This is a genomic window from Marinobacter sp. SS5-14b (assembly GCF_030541005.1).
Lineage (GTDB): Bacteria > Pseudomonadota > Gammaproteobacteria > Pseudomonadales > Oleiphilaceae > Marinobacter.
Map to the genome: position 1 here is coordinate 113625 of NZ_JASSVM010000008.1, position 19786 is coordinate 133410.

The window sequence follows — 19786 nt, forward strand, 5'->3', positions numbered from 1 at the left end:
AATTCTCCCCGCTAACATGATTTATTTTTGTGTGTTCTATTTTGCTTTCCAGATAATTTGTCACGCGCAACGGTTATGAGTCAATATAATTGGAAGTTAATTTCATCTAGCAAAACTACAACATCAAAGGATGACAAAATGAAAACGCAATTTGACGAAATGCCCGTATACGCTCCCACTGACTCCGGCGAAGCCATGGAGGCCATCGGTTTTCGTATTCAGGCCTTTGCCAGCGGACAAGGCGACAAGACCGCGATCATCGACGAAAAGGGAGCGCTCAGCTGGGCCGGTCTGCTGCATGAGGTCAACCGCATTGCCAACAGGCTGCGACAAACCGGCCTTAAAAAAGGCGACTGCGTTGCGGCCTTGTCGGAAAACAGCAGGGAAATGGTGGCCCTCTATCTGGGAACCCTGGTGGCGGGTGGCTGCATGGTGCCGCTTTCCGGTATGGCCAGCGGCGAATCCCTGGCTCTGATGATTCGTGACTGCGGCTCCAGGTTCCTGTTCGTTTCCCGTAAAAACCTCGATATCTGGGCCGAAGCCAGCCCCAGGGCCGGCCTGAATCACGATGAGGTGATCGGGCTGGACAACGATGCTGCCGGACAGCATTTAAAGGACTGGCTGGGCTCGATTCCCGCCGAGCCAGACCCGGCGCCGGTAACACTGAACGATCCGTTCAACATCATTTACAGTTCAGGCACGACCGGAACTCCCAAGGGCATACTCCACGACTACCGGTTCCGCCAGCGGCAAATGGTCAGGATGAGCCGGTTCGGGCTCAACGGTGAAGCCGTTAACCTTGTATCGACACCAATGTACTCCAACACCACCCTGGTATCGGTGCTACCGACCATTTTCTATGGCGGCACCCTCGTGCTGATGGCCAAGTTTGATGCCCGTCGCTTCCTTGAACTGGCAGAACAGCACAAAGTCACCCACGCCATGCTGGTGCCCGTGCAGTTTGAGCGCATATTGGCGGTTCCGGACTTCGACCAGTTTGACCTTTCAAGCTTCAAGCTCAAGCTCTGTACCAGTGCGCCGCTCCGGGCCCATGTGATCGCCGAAACCATGAAACGCTGGCCAGGCAATATCCGGGAGGTCTATGGCCTCACAGAAGGCGGGATTTCCACCAGCCTCGACTGCGCTGCCTACCCGGACAAATGGGATACCGTCGGAGTGCCCACCGAAGGGGCTGAAGTAAGGGTGGTCAGCGAAGATGGCAAGGAGCTGCCTCAGGGTGAGATCGGCGAGATTGTCGGGCGCGCGATTTCCATGATGCGGGGTTACGTAAACCGCCCGGAGCAGACCAGGGAGATGCTGTGGCAAAGCCCCGATGGACTTGCCTTTTATCGCAGCGGCGATATGGGCCGCATTGACGAAGACGGCTTTGTTCATATTCTCGACCGCAGGAAAGACATGATTATTTCCGGCGGTTTCAACATCTACGCCGTAGACCTGGAAAAAGTCGTCCTCAGCCATCCTGCGGTATCCGATGCTGCGGTTATCGGCATACCCAGCAGCCAATGGGGCGAAACTCCCCTCGCTCTGGTGGTAAAGAAATCCGGATGCCAGGAAACAGAAGAGGAAATCCGGGACTGGGCCAACCAGCATCTGGGCAAGACCCAGCGCCTCAGTGCCGTAGAGTTCCGGCAGGAACTGCCTCGCTCTACCATTGGCAAGGTCTTGAAGCGGGAGCTAAGAACGCCTTACTGGGATAACAGCGCCGGTTAACGGCGCTGCATGCGACTCAAAGCATTACGGCAGTCGTCGGAACGCAAGCGCTCACTGAACACACCGCGCTCCCGCTCCAATGCCTGCTGCACCTGGTCGCGCCATGGCGCCTTCATTAAACGCTTGCTGGCCCGCAATGCGTCTCGGGGCTTTTCTCCCAGCCTGCCCGCCAGGGCCAGGGCCGAATCCACAGCCCGTCCATCATCTACCACGCGGCTTACCAGGCCACACTCACCGGCCTGGGTGCCATCCAGGGTTTCACCAAGCAACAGCAATTCAGCAGCCATCCGGGAGCCAAGGTGCAATGGCATGGTCACAGTTGAAGCAGCCTCCGGCACCAACCCCAAATCGACAAAGGCAGTTTTGAACCTGGCCGAGCGCCCCGCAAATACGCTGTCGCAATGGAGCAACATAGTGGTGCCAATACCAATCGCCAACCCTTCCACCGCCGCTATCACCGGAGTATCACACGCCATCAATTCTTCAATGAATGCAAGGCCGGCAGAGGGTTTCGGGTTTTCGTCCGTAGCCCGCGCCCGGAAATCATCAAGATCGTTGCCGGCGGTAAACACACCTTCAGCACCCGAGATGACGATGGCATGCACATGCTGGTCAGAACTTGCCTCCCGCACATAACCTGCCAGCTGCTCATACATGTTTCGGTTCAGGGCGTTCTTTTTGTCCGGACGATCTATGACAAGATGGATCGTTTTTTCTTGGCTATATTTCTTGATCATGTACATCTCCTGGGTGTCGCCCTCCCCCTCTGAAACAGGAGAAAAACGTCCTATTGCAAATGGCAAATCTTGTGATAAAGTCGAACAACAAAAGTTCACGGTGCAGTCTTATATTCTGCACTGCGAAACACGAGCAATGCAACTATAACAAATACTGGAGCAAACTTATGAGCTTCCTTGCCACATTCAGAAAAAACCTTACTACCTATGCATCCGCGTTAACACTGGGTGTATCTGCTGTTATCGCCAGCGCACCTGTATACGCTGAAAAAACCTACACCTGGAAGGTTCAGTCCCACTGGCCAGGCTCCAGCAGCTCCTACCAGGACAGCCTTGGTCGACTGAAGGATGTGATCGAAGAACGCTCTGAAGGCCGGATCAAGCTCCAGCTGTTTGAAGCAGGCGCTATGTTCAAGGCCACAGAAACCTTCAATGCCGTGAGTCGTGGCATTCTGGAAATGGGTACGATTTCTCCCGGTTATGCCCAGGACAAGATGACTCTGGCCGGAATTGCTTCTGGCCTGCCCTTCGCATTCCGAAACGTTTGGGAAGCCGCCTACTTCCACCAGAACATGGGCTTCGAACAAATGCTGCGGGATGAAGCCGCCAAGTCTGGCGTTTACTGGGCAACCGACAAGGTTTACCCGACCGAAATGGTTACCAGCAAACCCATCAACAGCTGGGAAGACTTCACGGGGCTGAAAATCCGTTCCTCCGGTGCGCTTCAGAAGTTCCTGACCGAGGCCGGTGCTTCCGCTTCCTATATCCCGGGCAGTGAACTGTACACCGCACTGGATTCCGGCATTGTAGACGGCGCCCACTGGGGTGCTGCCCAGGGTGCTGCGAGCATGGGCCTGTATGATGTTGCCAAATACCACGTTCAGCCTGCGCTGAACATCGCCGGCACTGATGTCATCATCGTCAGCCAGAAGGCCTTGGACAAACTTCCGGAAGACCTGCAGCAGGTGGTGAAACAGGCTCTGGATGAGCAATTCTGGATCCGCACCAACCAGTATCTGTACAAAGAGCGTATCGCCCTTGCCAAAGCCGTTGCTGATCAAGGTGTTGAAGTAAACGTGATGCCTGAAGATGTTCAGCAGAAGCTTGCCCAGACAGCCCAGGGCATGTGGGATGAAGAAGCCAAGCGCAGCGATGAGGCCAAGAAGGCTCTGAGCCTGCTCAAGCAGTTCCTTGGCGAACTTGGCTACCTCTGATCTTAAACGCAACACCACAGGCCCCGATTAACCCCCGGGGCCTGTTTTCTCAGTTCACACCCAAGTCCCCCGGAGAGTGCCATGAGCGTAGTCAGCGCATTCATGAAAGGCGTCACCAGGCTCAACGAGTACGTTGGCCGATGTATAGCCCTGATCGTCTTTCCCATGTTTGTCTTTCTGATACTTGAAGTAGCTCTGCGCTATTTTTTCAATTCACCTTCGGTGTGGACAAATGAACTGACACAGCTGCTGTTCGGTGTATACGCAGTAATGTCTGGCGGATACATCATGGCCCACCGCGGGCACGTGAATGTCGATCTGCTGCACTCGACGCTGAAGCTGAGAGCCCAGGGCTTTGTCGACATTTTCACCTCCATTCTGTTTTTCATTTTCATGCTGGCACTGGTCTGGTTCAGCTTTGACATGGCATCTGAGTCATTCGAAAGCCGGGAAACCTCCTTTTCTGCCTGGAACCCGCCTATCTGGCCAGCCAAGGGAGCCATCTTTGTTGCCTCTGTTTTGATGCTGCTGCAAGGCATTGTGAGGTTGCTGGAGGATATCGCCATCGCATTTAACCTGAGCTATTACGACCCCGCCGAGCGGAAAAGCCATTCTGAAGAAGGAGAAGCATAATGAGCATTGAAGTCATGACGCTTCTTTTCTTTGGTTCGCTGCTGTTTTTCCTGTTACTTGGCCTGCCACTGGCATTCGTGCTGGGTGGTGTGTCTGTTGTTTTTCTTTATTTCACCTGGGGCTTTGACTCCTTCTACATGGTGGTTTCCCAGATCTGGGGCACCATGGAAAGCTTTACATTGGTGGCCATACCTCTGTTTGTATTTATGGCGATGATTCTCGAACGCACAGGCGTTGCGCGAGACTTGTACCGCATGATGTATCTCTGGTTCGGTGGCCTCCGGGGCGGCCTGGCCATCGGTACTCTGGGCATTTGTGCGGTATTTGCAGCCATGGTGGGCATCAGCGGTGCAGCCGTGGTCGCTATGGGTGCGATCGCACTCCCATCCATGCTGTCCCGGGGTTACGACAAGCAGATGGCACTCGGGGTTATAAATACCGGTGGCGGCTGGGGCGTTCTGATCCCGCCAAGCATCCTGATGATTCTGTACGCCCTGATAACGGGAGTATCCGTAGGCAAGATGTTTGCCGCAGGTGTTATGCCCGGCATCATGCTGATGATTCTTACCACGCTCTACATCATTATCCGCTGCGCCCTGCAACCGGACCTGGCACCGGCGCTTCCTAAAGACGACCGGGCATCCTGGCCTGAAAAGTTCCGCGCCCTGCGCTCTGTTCTCCTGCCGATCAGTGTGGTGGGAATGGTACTGGGCTCCATCATGGGCGGACTCACTACACCCACAGAAGCCGCAGCCATGGGTGTCCTCGGTGCGCTGATTTCAGCAGCGGTCTACGGCGAGTTCAAATGGTCAGTACTGAATGAAGCCGCGATCCGCACCCTCAAGCTGACTGGCTTGACCATGTGGATCCTGTTTTCGGCCCACGCATTCAGCTCTGCCTATCAAAGCATGGGAGCCCAGGCCCTGATTGAAAGCATTATGGCCATGATCCCGGGTGGAGCCTGGGGAACTATTATTGCCATGATGGTCATCATCTTCTTCCTGGGGATGGTTCTGGACCCTGTCGGCATTATGATGATCACTCTGCCGGTATTTATTCCGATTATCACGGCATTAGGGTTTGACCCAATCTGGTTCGGCATTCTGTTCGTGATCAACATGGAGATCGGTTACAAGACACCACCCTTTGGTTTCAACCTGTTCTACCTGAAAGGTGTAGTGCCTCCGTCGGTCACAATGAACGATATCTACAAGTCGATCATTCCGTTTGTACTGGTAGAAATCGTTGGGATCATACTGATTATGATCTTCCCGGAGATCGCAACCTGGTTGCCGGAATTACTCTTCTGAGATATCAAGAAGGCCTGAACGACCTCAGGCCTTCTTGCTTTTATTAATTGCAAATCGACCTGTCAGAGTCGCTCACAAGCAAAGGAACTTATTTGCCCGCTCCAATCCAGGGGTCTTCAAGTTGCCCTGCTCGCTGCAGCCAGTTCATAGACCGATGAACCCGCAGGCTGAGATTGGCGGGGCAGCCGCCTCGCTCATCGCGGTGGCACTGCTTGAGAGTGTCATAATTCATGGTTCGGTCTATCCGTTCATACAGTCCTGGTTTTCGGTTTCAATCCTTCACATATTCCCAAATCAGCTTCAACGCTTCTTCCATATGCTCAACCCGGTGGCTGCCACCCTCAAAGCTATAAACCGGAAAATAATCCCCAAGCGCCCCGACGGTGTCATTCCACGGAAGCAGTTCATCCCCTGATCCAGCAGCAACAGCCCGCTGCCCCAGCGGGTGAAAGAATAGTAGCCAGAAACCACTTCGTCTGTCAGTTGATAGGCCTACCCTGATGATCGACATCCGGGCCTATCCAGGACGTGAAAGTGTGGGCAGAATCCGTCACAGGATTGATGGCGACAACCGGAATACCGGCTTCGGCTCACAGAATGCCCGCCAGCCATCTTCCCATCGACGTCCCAACCAGAAGATCCGGATTCACTTGCATCAGCTTAGCCAAGCTCTCTTCGATAACGTCTTCCGATCCTTGGGCTAATCAATGTCGTTATGAGGACACGACATACGCATTAGCTTGATGACGATATCTTGCTGTGTTCTTGAGCTCATAGTTTAGCCGGCCGTTGGTGCTGAAGAGTGCCCACCTTTTTGCTAGGTAGTACTGACACCATCGGGAATTACGGCTGGCTTCCGGGCTAAAAGAACGTGTCGAACTCAAGCAGCATAACTATGGAGTGGGCGCCCCAGCGATTGGCAGAGGTACAAACACAAGCTACGGTCGCAAAGCGAACATTCGGATTCTGGACAATGCCAGCGTTGACCGACGCAGGAGTAACGCCGAAGGTAAGAGAAAGCGGTATGGTTTTGCTTTTCCGTTCGCGCCCTTTTTAAATGGTTATTCGGTAGTATCGGCCAGGCTCTCCATCCTTAGAACCACTTTGCGTGACTTGCCAACCCAGTTTTTCTGCTATCCTTTTGCTGGCCACATTCTCGTCCGCGATGAAAACCTGGACGGTCTCAAAATCGATTTCGGCGGACAGTTTTTCAACCGCCATCCTGCACGCCCTTGCAGCTATGCCGTTGCCCCAAAACTCCGACCTTATGAAGTAGCCGAAATCTAAAACACCATCTATTCGTTTAGTTCCGCAGAAGCCAATGAATTCATCCGTGTCGGCCTCAGCAACAACGAATCGGGCCGGGTTAGCGAGCGCACTCTCAAACCACGAATTCGCCTCATCTTCTGTTAGGGGGCGATTAGGGCCAAGAAACCTCATCACCTTACGATCTCTAAGCATTGCTATGACAGCCGCTTTATCTTGCTGACGAAGATCCCTCAGTTTCACCAAAATCACGAATTTGACCCCATTACGTTGCGCCAGCCATAAGCGCCTTTATGCCAAGGCGTCGGATGGAGAGCGGAGCAAACCTAATAACATTGTCGTACGGCCCACAGCTTTCGAAGCTGGTCAATAACGTGCGCATTAGACTGGTACGCTAATTCTTTGGAGCAACGGTATTGGTCCCTGGCCCAATCCAAAACAATAGGGCTTCTAATTTGTGAAGCATGCTGGGGAAATGCATCCAGGTATTCTCTCGTGAGCGCCGCACCTCTTGGGAAAATATGAAAATGCAGTTGGGACTGTTCTTCCCCAAACTGAGCACAGTAAACGCGCAGTGGTTTGACAATCTCCTTCACTAATGCGGATGCAGCGGCCAACGACGGCCCGAGGTTTTCAAGAGATCTGCTTGGCAGAGCGTCTAAAGATTCGACTGTTGCCAATGGCGAAACGACTAAATAACCAGGAACGGCGCACGAATAACAGTGCTCAACCAAAAAATCCTCTGACCTTCCGATCTCGAAGTTCATGGGCTGACAATTACGCAGCGCTGAGTTGATCGGCACCTTAAATAAAGCGTTCTTTCATTCATGCGGTCCATCATCTGACTTCAGGTCTGAGTCGGCTTGGTAAAGGTATGTTCCCAAGAATTCACTGACCTTCTCAGCGTAAACGCCTTGAACTACCTCTACCCCTGCCTGGCATAGCTTTTTCAGGCCCCGCCCGTTGTTTCTTGGATCGGGGTCCACTAAAGCAACAACAACTTTTTCAATTCCCTGTTTAATCAATTCATCAGCACATGATGGTGTTCGGCCCTGGAAGGAGCATGGTTCAAGCGTCACGTAAGCGGTTAAGCCTGTCATTGGTTCCACGATCTTTGCAAGGGCGTCAGCCTCGGCGTGGTGTTCGCCAGGAGCCCGAGTGTACCCGCTAGCGACAATCTGCCCATTGCGAACAAGCACACAACCAACTGGTGGATTAGGTAAACATGCCGGCAAAGCCTTCTGCGACTCTAGTAGAGCAAGTGCCATGAACGTTTTGTGTGATGCCAACCTGACTCCTTAGCTTCAGTTGATTGATTCTAATTCTCATTAGATCTCAATTGCCCCACTCAGTCCATGGTTGGTCGCAAAGCGAACGTTCAGGCGGATAGACCAACACTTTCCTTGGCGGAAAGTCAGTACACAGGACAGGAGTGTCTAGAGGTCCGGGAGAGAACCCATGAGATTCGACACCGTGAAGCTGCCATCGGACTTGATCGAGACCGCGTCGTCCATCGTGCCCTTTACATCGATCACAGCACCAGACAGGCTGATGCCCGAGGACACGTCGACCAACTGACTAGCATGCACCGCTTTCTCTGGATCAAGCAGCACATTAATTGAAGAAAAGAGATTCAGGGCGCCAACCGAAAGCGAGGTGGCGAAATATTTCTCGCCCCAAAGCCCATCCGCATTCTGATTTGTGTATAGATAAGCGACCGTGTGCCTTAGCTGATAGCAGATATTGTACGTGTATAGGTAGACCTTCATGTCGGTAAATGCTTTATATTGCGCAGCAGTGGCCTTGACGCCAGGGTCCACATTAACCTATACACAAAGGGGAATCGGGGTATGTGCGCCTGATTTGCAGCAGCCTGCCAGACTGGCATTCAGGTTAATTCGTAACAACTCGGCTTACCTCCATAATAAGGAACATTATGTGCCCAACCAGTTCTCGTAAAATGGCCAATCTGCGAGCTCAGTACATCGATCGCCTGGGTCGGTACGCACAAAAACTGGAGGCACTTTGGACGGCCGCGGCTGATGACCAAAGCAATCTGTCGAACATCCAGTCAATGGCGCATCGTCTGGCCGGTTCGGGCAAGGCCTATGGATTCAGGGAATTGTCGCAGGTGGCGAGAGAGCTTGAGCAGGCATTGGAGCAAACGGAACAGTTTTCACGGCAGGAACGAGCATCGGCAGCATCCGAACCGTTCAGTGCATTGTTGCGGGCATTAAGACAGATCTTAAAAGATGAATCGAATGAGGTGGGCCATAATTACGCCCAAAATGCTGCAGTAACGAAAAGCCAGTCTGTAGGTGACGTCCGTGTCCTGATTGTGGACGACGATAAAGATTTCGCGCTCAAACTCTCGGAGACCCTCGACTCTTACGGTTATATTGCACACGTCGAGAAGGATATCGCCCAACTGGAACAGGCGATTGCCGACTATGATCCGCTTGCCGTGATCGTCGACATGGATTTTTTCGGCGATCGTTATGCAGGCGCCAGGCAGGTGGCTTACTGGCGACATAATGATGGCGCCCCCCTTCCAGTCACTTTCATTTCTGAACATGATTCTTTCGACCTTCGCCTTGCATCGGTCAGGGCAGGAGGCAATCATTTTCTTCACAAACCATTGGATATTCCTAGGCTGATAGCCCTACTGCACGCTGAACTGAGTCTGGCACCTGCCGAGCCATACCGGGTCATGATTGTCGACGATGATCAGGACCTGTTGGACTTGTATGATTCCATTCTCGGTGGTGCTGGTTATTCAGTCAGAACGGCGGATAACGCGCAAAATGCCCTCTCTCTTCTGGATCAGTTTCAACCTGAACTGGTGTTGATTGATGTCAGCATGCCTGTCTGCAATGGCATTGAACTGGGTCGTATTATTCGCCAGCACGAAGAGTTCTCTACCATACCTCTTTTGTTTATGTCGGCGGTTGCTGATACGGAAACGCAGTTGGCCTGTGCCCGCCTGGCAAATGACGAGTTCATCACCAAACCGATAGAGCCCTGGCGGCTGTTGATGATGGTAAAGTCACGGGTCGTAAAAGGTCGCCAGTTGCGGAGCCTGAATCGTACCTTGACTGGGCCCGAGGCGGACATGATCCAAGACCCACTAACTGCACTGCCTAAACTGGCGGAAGTCCGGCGTGCCCTCAACGGAATATTGCCGCAACAGGTTCGAGATGTTCTGGCATTGATAAAAATGGATCTTCAGGGTTTTCACACCATCAATAATCTCCATGGCCAGTACTTTGGTGATGAGATCCTGCAACGTGTTGCATGGAGGCTGAGTCAACACCTGGGAGAAACCGGCATGTTGAGCCGTGAGGCCGGTGATGAATTTCTGATTCTAAGCAAGGGTCATTCTTCCCAAGAGGCGCTTGATGAGTACGTGAGGAAACTGATTGAGGCTGTCAATCAAACGAATATGGTTTCCGAACAGGGGGCTGCCCTATTATCGGTAGATGTCGGTGTTGCGATCTGCACGGAAGACATTACGAGTGCAGATGAGCTTATAGATCGCGCGGACATGGCTTTGTTTAAAGCGAAAGCGGCCCAGGGTGCTGAACTGGTCTACTTTGATGAAGAGCTCCAGGCTGAGCAGAGATACCGCTTTACCCTGGAACAATCGATCAGGCAGGGCCTGGATAATCAAGAGTTTGTTGCGGTTTACCAGCCAATATTCTCAGTGGAAGGGGAGTGCATTGTCGGGTTCGAGGCTCTGGCCCGTTGGCAGCATCCGGAGCATGGCCTGCTGGGGCCGGGGGAGTTTATTCCATTGATGGAAGAGCGGGGGCTGATTTCCCGGTTAACGGAGCAGATAATCAGCTGTGTGGTGCCTCAACTCGCCCATTGGCACAATATCAACCCGGATTGGTTTATGTCGCTGAACCTCTCCGCGAGAGATATTCAGAAACCCTCATTTATAGACAATCTGACTTCGTTGATTTACGCCCATAAGCTGGCGCCAGAAAAAGTCGTTCTGGAAATTACCGAGAGCCTGCTGTTGGCTGACTGGCAGAACGCCAGTCAGGTACTTGAGTCACTCAAGTCGCTTGGTGTCCGCTTGGCACTGGATGATTTTGGCACTGGTTACAGTTCTTTGAGTTATCTCCATCGCATCAACGCTGACAAGCTGAAAATCGATCGCAGTTTTATTGAACACTGGTCGCAAACTGCGGATGCACGTTTGTTGCGCACCATGGCGCATTTGGGTCAAAGCATGAACATGACGGTCATTGCCGAGGGTGTGGAAAACAGGGAAGAGTTGGTCTTCCTGGGGGAAATCGGTTGCCATCAGTATCAGGGATTTTTGAGTGCCCGCCCCATGCTGCCCGAAGACCTGGAGGCGGGTGGCTGGTTGCTTTGAATACGTTCCCGGATCACGTTGATGAGTTGTTCGGATGTAAGCCGGTTTTTCAGCAGCACACCTTCCACAGCGGAGTGTTCTTCTTTGCTGATGTCCTCACCGGACAAGATGACAATGGCCGCATTGGGTTGCTTGTTCTCAATGTCCGGAATCAGGTCCCACCCTGAGCCGTCGGGCAGACCAATATCAAGCAAAACGGCATCATAGGCCTGTTGTTTCAGTAGTCTTTTGGCATCGGCCATCGTTCCTGCCCATTCCAGATTCAAATGATCACGGACCATAGCCGAAATGACCTCATGCAAATCCGCATCATCCTCGATGTGCAAGATTCTCGGGCGATAGCCCTCTGATAACTCATGCTGCACCAAATCAATCAGTCTCTGATGCTGAATCGGTTTTGCCAGCCACGCAATATTGTCAGCCTCGCCATTAAGTTCTAGCTGACCCTGGCGCGCTATGGCGGACACTACCACAATGGGAATGTTGGCGGTGTCCGCCCGTTTTTTCAGCCGTCGTATAATGTCCAGCCCGCTTACATCCGGTAGCATCAGGTCGAGGCTTATCAGGTCGTAGCCCCCCGTCTTCACGGATTCCAGAGCCCCTGTGCCAGTGAGGCAAACATCGACCTGATACCCTGCCCCTTTCAGCAAAAGTCTTAGAAGTTCGGCGACATCTGGATCATCCTCCACGACCAGTATTCTGGGTGACTCATTGGATGAGCCATCCGTGTTTTTTGGAGAACGGGCAGAGGGTGCTTTTTCAGCCGGTGTTATCAACGGCAGAGAGAAGAAAAAGCGCGTTCCTTCGCCGGCGGTTGTCTCGAAGTCAATCGTGCCCCCCATGCGGGTAAGCAGCTCCTGGGTAATGGCCAGACCGAGCCCCGTGCCCCCTTTTTGACGCGTGTCTGAGCTGTCGGCCTGAGCAAATCGCTGAAATATCTTGTGGTGAAAATCCTCTGGAATACCAGAGCCATGGTCGGTCACGCGAACGGTGATATCGGTATTCGTACTGGATGCCTCGACAGTGACTGTACCGCCGTCGGGAGAAAACTTGATGGCATTGGACAGCAGGTTGGCCAGCACCTGCTTCAGCCGCTGCTTATCAACCTTGACGTTTTGCCGGGATATCTCGCTGTCCAGCGCCAGTTTGATATGGCGCTCGGCACCGTAGGTCCTGTTTTCCTCCACGGCCTGCTCAAGTATGGGTTGAAGCGGTTGAACCTGCATGTCCAGATTCACTTTTCCCGCCGCGATCCTTTCGATATCCAGCAAATCGTTGATCAGGTATGCCAATCGCTCACTGTTTCGGTGGGCGGTCTCCAACAGCTTTGTGGCCTTTTCGGGTATATCCCCCAGCTTACCGCTCAGAGCAAGCCCCAGGGCACCGCTAACGGAGGTCAGCGGCGTGCGCAGTTCGTGGCTGACGGTGGAAATGAATTCGCTTTTCATTTGCTCAATGCGCTTGCGCTCGGTGATGTCCTCGGCAACGCCTAGAAAGCCGGTCAGCTTATCGGCATCATCCAGGATGGGGGTGACGGTCAGCGTCACAGGAATTGAGTCACCCTGTTTACTCAGGTAGGTCCACTCCCGCGTCTCGGCACCCTGACGCATAGCGTTTTTCACGAAGACATCAAAGCCTGAGACGGCTTCGCTGAATGTCTCAGAAAGCTCCCGGGACCGTTCCTCAATCTCAGATGAAAGATGAAACAGTGCAGGGCTTTGCACGCCGATGAGTTCACTTGAGTCATATCCAAGCAGGTTTTCAGCGCCTGTGTTGAACAGGGTGATGGTCCCCTCGGTATCGGTGGCGATAATGGCAAACTCGGTTGACGCTTCCAGAACATTGCTCAGCATGGCGGAGGTGCTGGCCAGCTCCCGGGTGCGGGCCTGAACTTGCTGTTCCAAAGTGGTCCGTGCGTCGTCCAGTTCGGAAAAAGTCCTGGCCAGCGCAGTGCCCATGGTACGGAGTGAAGCCGACAACATGCCATACTCACGAATTCGGCTATCGGGCAACTCTGGTGGATTGTTGCCGCGAATTTTCTCAGGCAGGTGCTTGCTGGCTTTGTCGAGTTTCACCAACGGACGTGTCAGAAGACGACTGAGTAAAAAGCTGACCACAATGCTCAGCAAGGCCATCACCGCCAAAAAAGCGAAGCTCTCATTGTGTTTACGTTCCAGGGTCTGAATCAGCGGCCCGGCCGACTTATCCGCTATCAATTTGGCGCCGACCGCCAGGTCGTCGATCGGCCGGTGGTATTGGTAGTGTCCCTGCTGCCAGCGATTCACCAGGCTTTCATCGGAATCCGGCAGCCAGATGTCCAGATTCTCCAGGCCGGTGAACTGTCGGCTCATTCCTGATGACGGCAAGGTGAATTCTCCGGCGTCGGCAATAACCTTTCCCTCAGCGTTGAGCAGCGCTATGCCGTCAATGGCATCGGTGTATTCAAAGCGACGCAGCTCGGATTCAAGAACCTCGGAGACATCGGGGTTCTGCCGCAGGCGATCCGCTGTGGTGGTTAAGGCGCGAGCCATGACAGTGGCCAAGCCCTTTTCCAGTTCCGTTTCGTCCTCATGGCTGCCGATGATCACAGGGGTGGTTCCGATGATTAGCGCCAGAGTCAGCAGGACATGGAAAAGCAATTCGTTTAGCCGGATATAGGGTGGCAGCCAGCGAACGGTCCCGTTCTGAAACCGCCACACTAGTACCTTGACCAACAGCCCTGCAATAAGGGCGTTGAACAGACCATTCAGCGACTGCTTGAGGGCAATCATGGTGGCGGGCGTAGTATCTATGCCCACCAAGCCCATATATAACGCTGGAACCAGGGTGGTGCCGGCCACGAGCCAGAAAGCCAGATCGGCCAGTACCAGATTGTTCAGGCCGCGCCGGTACAAAAGGCCGACAACAACCGCCTCCAGCGTAAAGACAGGGATGGCGTAGGGATGGCCCCAAAGTACCCAGGTGTAGGCACTACCGGCCAGCGCCACCCAGACGGCAGGCCAAAAACCCACCAACCTTATGGCCAACATCACGGCGACAGAGCCGAAAATGAAATGCACACCAAAGAACAGGGGTAGGTTGATTATATTGCCCAAAACCGCGAGCAGAGCCAGACCGAATGTGGCGATGGCTTTCGTTGCAAAGGTCATGATTCAATCACCGGTAACTGAATGTAGAATTCGGCACCGCCGCCGTCGGCATCGCGATAGCCAACCTGGCCCCCGAGCTGCTGGCAGAGTTTACGGGTAATGGCCAGACCCAGCCCGGTGCCGGGGAGCTTGCGGCTGTCGGTGGCGTCGGCCTGGCTGAACCGCTGAAACAGTCGTTCCTGAAACTCCGGCGACACCCCGGGACCATGATCCCGGATGCGGATTTCAGTGGTCTCGTCGTGCTCGATGACCGAGACTTCCACAGGGTGATTTTCCGGGGAAAACTTTATAGCATTCGACAGCAGGTTCGTCAGCGCTTGAACAAGCCGCGGGCTGTCGACATTGACCGTGATCGCCGGCCACGCCTGGGGGGTGTCAATGCTGACACTGTGGGCGCCCCCCCGGTATTCCCGAACAGACTCAATCGCCTCATCCAGAATGGGCGCCAATGCTTGCTGCTGCGGCTCCATGTGCATCTTGCCCGCCACCAGTTTTTCCATATCCAGCAGGTCGTTGATCAGAAGCATCAGGCGGCTGGTATTGCGCTCGGCAGTTTTCAGCAGTTTTTGTGCCTTATCCGGCAGTTCACCGGCCGCGCCGCCGGCCAACAGGCCGAGACTGCCCTTGATGGATGTCAGCGGTGTGCGCAGTTCATGACTGACGATCGAGATAAGCTGGTCTTTCATTCTTTCGAGCTTCTTGCGCTCACTGATGTCCTCAACAAGCGACCAAATGACTTTCCGGCCATCCATTTCCTCACTTAACATGCCCTGCAAGCGCACGGGGTAACGGCTGCCGTCTTTTCGTATGTACTCTTTCTCAAAAGGACCATAACGCCCGGTTTTGCTGAGGTCCGCGAGAGCTTTCTCTTCTTCGGGCAGGTACTCTTTGGGCGTGACATCCCAGTAACTGAGCTCGACAAACTCTTCTGCCGTATAGCCGCTAGGGGCAACCAGTGCGTGGTTGAGGTCCATAAAGCGGCCAGTCTCAAAGTCATTCAGCGCGATGCCAATGGGAGAAAACTCAAACAGGCCGCGCAGGCGCGCTTCACTCTGTTCCAGCGCAAGGCGTGCCTGTTGCTGTTCGTGGATATCCTGAATATACCCATGCCACTGGATGCTGCCATCCAGTAAGCGTTCCGGTTTGGCGTGACCCGAGACCCAGCGATATCCATTGCGTGGGTGCGCCACGCGATAATTCATCGCCCAGTTCTCCAGGGTCCAGGCTGAGTGTTCGATCGATGCGCTCACGGCGGCCAGATCATCCGGATGGATGCGCTCAAAAGCCGGCGCCGCATCCTCCGCGGCCTGCTCCGGGGTTATTCCATATAGATTCTCGACCTGGGGTGAGCTGAAGGGGAAGACCATTGTTCCATCGGGGAAACGGCGAAACTGGTACACGGTGCCCGGCAACTGTGCCATCAGCTTGGTCAGACGGTCATGACCGAGGCTGTTGGTCAACATCTCGGACAACCAGTTGGCCAGCAACCGGAGAAACAGCTTTTCGCTTTCGTCATAGTCCTCCTGCCTGGCACGGACAGAAGAAAAGTTCAGGGTTCCCCAGGGGTGGCCGTCCACCTCCACAACAATGCCTGCATAGCTACCCAGCGGGTTGGCTTTGTAACAAGGGTGAGCGTGATACTCAGGCCGATCCGTGTCCGGTATAAAGTACTCGCGGGTCGGCCCCTCATTGGCACTGGACACCAACACGTCGCACCAGGTGTCGCCCAGTGGGAACTGCTGACCGGCGGCCACCGGAATACCGTCACTGGCGTCTACCCAGGCAACGGTGTAAGTGTCTCTCTCGATCTGGCTGAGAATCGCCAGATCTGAGCCAAGGTAGCGTCTGCCCTCCTGCAGGGCGTGGCCAATCTTGTCATCCAGTGAGCGGTGAGTGGAGAAGGCAATATCATTCAGCAGCATCAATGCCCTTTGATTGTGCTCCAGTTGCTGCAGCGCATCGTGCTCGCGGGTGATATCCACAATAAACCCTTCAAGCACAGCCGGATACTGTGGATCGTCCCGTATGCATCGGCCGCGCTCTTCCACCCAGCGCCATCCCTTGGTGCGGTGGCAAATCCGGTATTCGATGTGCCACTCCGTATTATTCATCATCGCCTTTGCGACGGCCTCGTCACACTTTGCCGCATCGTCGCTGTGAATCAGTTCGGCGTAACTGATGCGTTTATTCCCGATCAGATCGTCTGCTGTGTAGCCACTGACGTTATCCACTTGCCTGCTCATATAGAGCATGGTCCATTGGTCATCCGGCAGGCAGCGGTAGGTCACACCGGGCATATTGTTCAGTAGTGCAGCCATTTCATCATGGCTTGCCTGTAGCTTCTCCTCCATTTCCGTGCTCTGTCTGCGCTGTCGGGCATCCGCCCGGATCAGATCCTCCACCATGCCCGCCAGTTCCCGGAGTAGACCAATCTGAGTGTCGTCAAACGATCGCGGTTGGCGGTCGATCAGGCAAAGGGTACCCAGGCGATGCCCGGTTTCGGTATGCAGGGGGGCACCGGCATAGAAACGGATGTCAGGGGCGCTGGTCACCAGCGGATTATCGAAGAAGCGCTCGTCCTCAAGCGTGTCCTCAACAACCAGAGGCTCGCTGTGATGAATCGCATGACCGCAGAAAGAGATATCTCGGGGTGTTTCTGTTGCGTCGAGCCCCTGCCGGGATTTGAACCATTGCCGATCCCGGTCGATCAAAGACACCAGGGCGATGGGCACAGAGAAGGTATGGCAAGCCAGACGGGTGATGCGATCAAAGCGTTCCTCCGATCCTTCGGCCAGCAGGCCACTGTCATCCAGCGCCTGCTGACGCTCGGTTTCATTATCCGGAGTCTTAGGGGCTTTCATGGGTTACCTCGATCAAGACGAGCCCTGCGCTTGTTGGTCTGACGCGCGAACCACCCGGTTTCGCCCGTTGCGCTTGGCACGGTAAAGTGCCTGATCAGCCTTTTCCAGCAATGCTTCGGCCGTATCTTTCGGAAACTGATGGTTATCTGCCACGCCTGCTGAGAGTGTGCAGGTAAAGGGGGCGCCATCGCTTGTAAATTTGATATCCGCGAAATCTTCCCGCAAACGGTTCACCAGTTTGCGGGCCTGATCGGCATCACAATCCGGCAACACCAGTGTGAACTCCTCGCCACCATAGCGGCCGAGTTTGTCAGTTATTCGAAAATGCTGGCGAAGCAGCGTGCCCACGGCGGCGATCACCGTGTCACCCACCGAGTGACCGTAGGTATCGTTGATTGCCTTGAAATGATCGATATCCAGCATCGCGACACTGAATGTTTGCGGGCGCCGTTGAGCCAACTGCCATTGCATCTGCAATGCTTCTTTGATGCTGGCATGCTTCAGCAAACCGGTCAGGCCATCCCGATTGCGGGTTCGTTCCAGTTCGCGCAGGCGCTGGATTCTGGCTGCGCATAATCGGACCAAAAGGTCCCTGTCGACGGGTTTTTCCAGAAACGCGTCCCCGCCTCTGAGGAGGGCCTGGTTGCGCAGCTCCGAGTTGGACTCCGCCGACAGGTAGATGATGGGTAAATGTGCCCAACGATCGGTTTGCGAGAGCAGTGCTGCAAGTTCCGCACCGGTCACATGGGGCAGCCACAGGTCCATCAGGACTAGCTCGGGGTCAAACTCGCTGACGGTTTCAAACAACTGGTAGGTTTGCTGGAGTATCGTCACCTGCATGCCCGCGTTTTCAAGAATGGACTGACAGTGACTCGCAAGTTCCCGATCATCCTCTATGATGAGGACCCGCCCGGGTTCGGAGTGCTCAGTCCGAATAACCTGGGAGATATGTGCAGCAAGCCTGACCATATCCAGCGGTTTGACAAAGTAACCCTGCGCGCCTGCGCGCAAGGCTTCCAGCCTCGCACTGAAACTCTCCTCAGCACCGGTGAAAAATATCGGGCATTGAAAATCGTCTAACAGGGCTTGCCAAACATCTTGCGGCTCGTGGCCTTCGCACTGAACGGCATGGTGATCGATCAGCAATAGGTCGGGTTCCGGGTTGTCGGTTGTTTTAAGAACACCGGCATCGTCCAGATGAAAAACACGAAAGCCAAAACTTGTCAGCTGCGACTGGGTATAACTGGCAAGCAGATGATCGCGTTCTATCAGCCATAGGCAGGGAGAGCCTGAAGCAATGGCCTGAGGGCTGGCTTCAATCGCTTTTTCGCTCTGCCCATGGCTGTCGGCCGCACGCGCATCTCTCAGTTCAGACAACCACCTGGCGGGAAGGTCTGCTTCTTTGGAAGGTTCCGGCAGGTTTTTTGCGACTATTGTTTCAAGCTCGCGGGCTTTCTCGCCGAGCGAGTGAAAACCGAAGGTGCCTGCAGCACCCGCCAGCTTATGCAATGCCGAATGCAATTCACTCAGTGCGTTTTCACAAGAGGGATGCGTTTCCAAACGGGAAGACAGACTTTCAAGCCGCCTGAATTCGGACTCCAGACGTTTGGCGTAGGCCGCTTTCAGCTTTTCAATTTGGTTGAGAGAACGGCCGGCAGGGGACGACTCAACCATCGAACTGCTCCCAAATCGCTCGTATATCATCCGCCAGAGTCATCGGGTCGAAGGGTTTTGAAATCACCTCTGCAACGCCCATTTTTTTATAACGTTCCAATTCCTCCGGGTGAACTTTGGCTGTCATGAACACGACCAGGGTGGCTTCCGTTATGGCCCCCTGTTTTCTGAGCGCGGTCAGAGTCTCCGTGCCATCCATGCCGGGCATCATGACATCCAGCAGAATCAATTGCGGCTCAAATGCCGGGATCTCCCGCAGTGCAACTTCACCGGACTCACAGGTTTTCAACGTAATCCCACCCACGTCTTCCAAGGCGAGGGCAGCAATCTCGCGGATGTCTGGGTCGTCCTCTACGTAAGCGACCTTTTGCAATGTGCTCATTTTTCGGGATCCAAAGTGGCTGTTTTCTTGTCTACATTCATGTAAGGCAGTTTCAAGCAATGAACTCCAGAGCCTTTTTTACCTACAGTGTAGATCCTTCGGCCTCTTCTGTTTTGCCGATTATTCGTTTTTGATGACTGACTACGGATCTTCAAAGCCAAGCATAGACTCAATTTCTGATCGTGGAGGACCGTTCGCCAGAGGGCATGGTGCCATGAACGTTAGGAACGGTAGTATTGATGCTGTGGATATTTCTCGCCGCATCAGGTCGTTTTTCTACAGCTACTTGTTCACTTCTCTGAACAGCATCATAGACCTAAATGCTAAGGAGGCTCTGAATAAGTCTCAAAATCAGCGATAATACGGTCATCGTCAACTGCACAGGATTCGTTGCCACCATGGATCAGATCACCTTCTCCGAAGCCGAGTACCAGACCAAGAAGCG

The 19786-nt window shown here is 53.9% G+C and carries 15 protein-coding genes; 5 read left to right on the forward strand and 10 right to left on the reverse strand.

Going from position 1 to position 19786, the window contains the following annotated elements; all coding sequences use genetic code 11:
* The first annotated feature begins 138 nt into the window (after nucleotides 1-138).
* Nucleotides 139-1731, forward strand: coding sequence for a class I adenylate-forming enzyme family protein (locus QPL95_RS15875; protein WP_058091218.1), 1593 nt, complete (start codon nucleotides 139-141; stop codon nucleotides 1729-1731).
* On the opposite strand, the gene QPL95_RS15880 is transcribed toward QPL95_RS15875, so the two are convergent.
* Nucleotides 1728-2468 carry an enoyl-CoA hydratase/isomerase family protein gene (locus tag QPL95_RS15880; RefSeq protein ID WP_058091219.1) on the reverse strand — a complete coding sequence of 247 codons (741 nt, stop codon included), beginning with the start codon at nucleotides 2466-2468 and terminating at the stop codon, nucleotides 1728-1730. The genes QPL95_RS15875 and QPL95_RS15880 overlap by 4 nt on opposite strands.
* Nucleotides 2469-2635: 167 nt before the next feature.
* Here QPL95_RS15880 and dctP point away from each other — a divergent pair, with 167 nt between their 5' ends.
* The 3 genes from dctP (at nucleotide 2636) to QPL95_RS15895 (ending at nucleotide 5625) form a co-directional block, all read left to right on the forward strand.
* Complete coding sequence (gene dctP / locus QPL95_RS15885; protein ID WP_058091220.1) at nucleotides 2636-3682, forward strand: TRAP transporter substrate-binding protein DctP; 1047 nt, start codon at nucleotides 2636-2638, stop codon at nucleotides 3680-3682.
* Nucleotides 3683-3763: 81 nt separating this feature from the next.
* Nucleotides 3764-4315: a TRAP transporter small permease subunit gene (locus QPL95_RS15890; protein WP_023008944.1), complete on the forward strand. Its 552-nt coding sequence runs from the start codon at nucleotides 3764-3766 to the stop codon at nucleotides 4313-4315.
* Nucleotides 4315-5625 (forward strand): TRAP transporter large permease subunit, encoded by a 1311-nt coding sequence (locus QPL95_RS15895; protein WP_303291920.1) that lies wholly within the window; start codon nucleotides 4315-4317, stop codon nucleotides 5623-5625. The genes QPL95_RS15890 and QPL95_RS15895 overlap by 1 nt, the downstream gene beginning before the upstream one ends.
* A gap of 88 nt (nucleotides 5626-5713) precedes the next feature.
* Here QPL95_RS15895 and QPL95_RS15900 read toward each other — a convergent pair whose 3' ends face one another.
* The 5 genes from QPL95_RS15900 to QPL95_RS15920 form a co-directional block, all read right to left on the reverse strand.
* Nucleotides 5714-5857 carry a hypothetical protein gene (locus QPL95_RS15900; RefSeq protein ID WP_156509988.1) on the reverse strand — a complete coding sequence of 48 codons (144 nt, stop codon included), beginning with the start codon at nucleotides 5855-5857 and terminating at the stop codon, nucleotides 5714-5716.
* Between the two features lie 39 nt (nucleotides 5858-5896).
* On the reverse strand, nucleotides 5897-6136 hold the full coding sequence (locus tag QPL95_RS15905) for a hypothetical protein (RefSeq protein ID WP_156509989.1): 240 nt from the start codon (nucleotides 6134-6136) through the stop codon (nucleotides 5897-5899).
* A 542-nt stretch (nucleotides 6137-6678) separates the two neighbouring features.
* Complete coding sequence (locus QPL95_RS15910) at nucleotides 6679-7143, reverse strand: GNAT family N-acetyltransferase (RefSeq protein ID WP_303291921.1); 465 nt, start codon at nucleotides 7141-7143, stop codon at nucleotides 6679-6681.
* 569 nt (nucleotides 7144-7712) lie between these two features.
* Nucleotides 7713-8180: a bifunctional diaminohydroxyphosphoribosylaminopyrimidine deaminase/5-amino-6-(5-phosphoribosylamino)uracil reductase RibD gene (locus tag QPL95_RS15915; RefSeq protein WP_303291923.1), complete on the reverse strand. Its 468-nt coding sequence runs from the start codon at nucleotides 8178-8180 to the stop codon at nucleotides 7713-7715.
* A gap of 147 nt (nucleotides 8181-8327) precedes the next feature.
* Nucleotides 8328-8711 carry a hypothetical protein gene (locus QPL95_RS15920; protein WP_303291924.1) on the reverse strand — a complete coding sequence of 128 codons (384 nt, stop codon included), beginning with the start codon at nucleotides 8709-8711 and terminating at the stop codon, nucleotides 8328-8330.
* 140 nt (nucleotides 8712-8851) lie between these two features.
* Between QPL95_RS15920 and QPL95_RS15925 the strand changes: the two genes are divergently transcribed.
* Nucleotides 8852-11275 (forward strand): EAL domain-containing protein, encoded by a 2424-nt coding sequence (locus QPL95_RS15925; protein WP_241264463.1) that lies wholly within the window; start codon nucleotides 8852-8854, stop codon nucleotides 11273-11275.
* Here the strand turns inward: QPL95_RS15925 and QPL95_RS15930 are convergent.
* From QPL95_RS15930 to QPL95_RS15945, 4 genes are read right to left on the reverse strand one after another with little or no spacing between them, the layout of a single operon-like run.
* Nucleotides 11209-14424 (reverse strand): response regulator, encoded by a 3216-nt coding sequence (locus tag QPL95_RS15930; RefSeq protein WP_206556606.1) that lies wholly within the window; start codon nucleotides 14422-14424, stop codon nucleotides 11209-11211. The genes QPL95_RS15925 and QPL95_RS15930 overlap by 67 nt on opposite strands.
* On the reverse strand, nucleotides 14421-17285 hold the full coding sequence (locus QPL95_RS15935) for a PAS domain-containing protein (protein WP_303291925.1): 2865 nt from the start codon (nucleotides 17283-17285) through the stop codon (nucleotides 14421-14423). The genes QPL95_RS15930 and QPL95_RS15935 overlap by 4 nt, the downstream gene beginning before the upstream one ends.
* A 12-nt stretch (nucleotides 17286-17297) precedes the next feature.
* Nucleotides 17298-18959, reverse strand: coding sequence for a diguanylate cyclase (locus QPL95_RS15940; RefSeq protein ID WP_206556608.1), 1662 nt, complete (start codon nucleotides 18957-18959; stop codon nucleotides 17298-17300).
* The gene (locus QPL95_RS15945) at nucleotides 18952-19341 is read right to left on the reverse strand and encodes a response regulator (protein WP_230715356.1); all 390 of its coding nucleotides are present in this window, start codon (nucleotides 19339-19341) and stop codon (nucleotides 18952-18954) included. The genes QPL95_RS15940 and QPL95_RS15945 overlap by 8 nt, the downstream gene beginning before the upstream one ends.
* Between the last annotated feature and the right edge of the window lie 445 nt (nucleotides 19342-19786).